The 1,915-nt window shown below is 68.7% G+C and carries 2 protein-coding genes; both read left to right on the top strand.

All coding sequences use genetic code 11. The features are described 5' to 3' along the window. Positions 1 to 1,139 (top strand): ATP-dependent DNA helicase RecG (locus DBR34_RS24350; protein ID WP_258224202.1); only part of this gene is annotated, 1,139 nt, incomplete at its 5' end. A gap of 164 nt (positions 1,140 to 1,303) precedes the next feature. Beyond that, positions 1,304 to 1,915 (top strand): nucleoside hydrolase (locus DBR34_RS20360; protein ID WP_128098126.1); only part of this gene is annotated, 612 nt, incomplete at its 3' end.

Consider the following 1,915-nt stretch of genomic DNA (forward strand, 5'->3'; position numbering starts at 1 on the left):
TGGAGCGGGGCAAGCAGGTCGCGCTGGCCGCGCCCACCGAACTGCTGGCCGAGCAGCACCTCAACAACCTGCGCGCTTGGCTGGAACCGCTGGGCGTGCGCACCGCCTGGCTGGCCGGCAAGGTCACCGGCAAGGCGCGCACCAAAGTGCTGGCCGACGTGGCCTCCGGCGACGCGCAGGTGGTGGTCGGCACCCATGCCCTGATGCAGGACAGCGTGGTGTTCAAGGACCTGGCCCTGGCCATCGTCGACGAGCAGCACCGCTTCGGTGTGCACCAGCGCCTGGCCCTGCGCGACAAGGGCGCGGACGGGCGCAGCGTGCCCCACCAGCTGGTGATGACCGCCACCCCGATCCCGCGCACGCTGGCGATGTCCGAATACGCCGACCTGGATGTGTCGGCCATCGATGAACTGCCGCCGGGGCGTACCGCGGTGCAGACCGTGGCGTTCAACAACGACCGCCGCCCCGAGTTGATCCAGCGCATCGCCGTGGCCTGCGCCGAGGGGCAGCAGGTGTACTGGGTATGCACCCTGATCGAGGAAAGCGACGAACTCGATGCCACCCCGGCCCAGGCCACCTTCGAATCGCTGCAGGCGCTGTTGCCGGGCGTGCGCGTGGGCCTGGTGCACGGGCGGCTCAAGGCAAGCGAAAAACTGGCCACGATGCTGGCGTTCAAGGCCGGTCAGCTCGACCTGCTGGTGGCCACCACCGTGATCGAAGTGGGCGTGGACGTTCCCAATGCCTCGCTGATGATCATCGAAAACGCCGAGCGTCTTGGCCTTGCCCAGCTGCACCAGCTGCGCGGCCGGGTAGGGCGCGGCTCGGCCGTGTCGCGCTGTGTGCTGCTGTACCAGGCACCGTTGTCGGCCATGGCGCGCGAACGGCTGGAAACCATGCGCCAGACCAACGACGGTTTCCTGATCGCCGAAAAGGATCTGGAACTGCGCGGTCCCGGCGAACTGCTCGGCACCCGCCAGACCGGCCTGGCCGCGTTCCGCATGGCCGACCTGGCCCGCGACGCCGACCTGCTGCCAGGCGTGCACGACCTGGCCGAGCGCCTGCTCGCCGAAGCGCCGGACGTCGCCGACAAGGTCGTGCGCCGCTGGATCGGCACGGCCGTGCGCTACGCGGCGGCGTAGAACAGCCCCGAAGCGGCCGATCCGGTCGTGGGCGGACCGATCGACGCGGTGCCATTCAACCCTGTACCGACCAACGGTCGGTAGCACCCGCGCCCGAGCGCCCCCGCCTTGTATTTGTCATGACAGGGTGCGAAAGTCCCTTGCCGATTATCAAGACGGCAACGATGACCAAGAAGATTCCGCTGTTGATCGACACCGATCCGGGTGTCGATGACGCCCTGGCCCTGTTGATGGCCTTCGCCGATGAGCGCCACGATATCGTCGGCCTGACCATCGCCGCCGGCAATGTCGGCCTGGACCACACCGTGCGCAACGCGCTCAAGCTGTGTGAAGTGGCCGGCCGCGACGACGTGCCGGTGTATGCCGGTACCGCCGACCCGCTGCTGCATCCCTCCGTCGACGCAGCCCACGTGCATGGCGCCGACGGCTTTGGCGATGTGAACCTGCCGGCCGCCAAGCGCCAGGCCGAAGCCGAGCACGCCGCGCTGGCCATCCTGCGCCTGTCGCACCAGTACGCCGGCGAGCTGTTCCTGGTCGCCCTGGGTCCGCTGACCAACCTGGCCCTGGCGCTCAAACTCGACCCGACCCTGCCGCAGCGCGTGAAGCGCTTCCTGGTGATGGGTGGGGCAGTCACCTGCCACGGCAACATCACCCCGGCGGCCGAGTTCAACATTGCCTTCGACCCCGAAGCGGCGCACGTGGTGTTCACCGGCTTCCCGCACATCGAAGTGGCCGACTGGGAAGCCACCGTCGCCCACGGCCTGCTGCACGCCGAT

Origin of the sequence: Stenotrophomonas sp. HMWF003, from assembly GCF_003061285.1 — a bacterium.
GTDB lineage: Bacteria > Pseudomonadota > Gammaproteobacteria > Xanthomonadales > Xanthomonadaceae > Stenotrophomonas > Stenotrophomonas maltophilia_AP.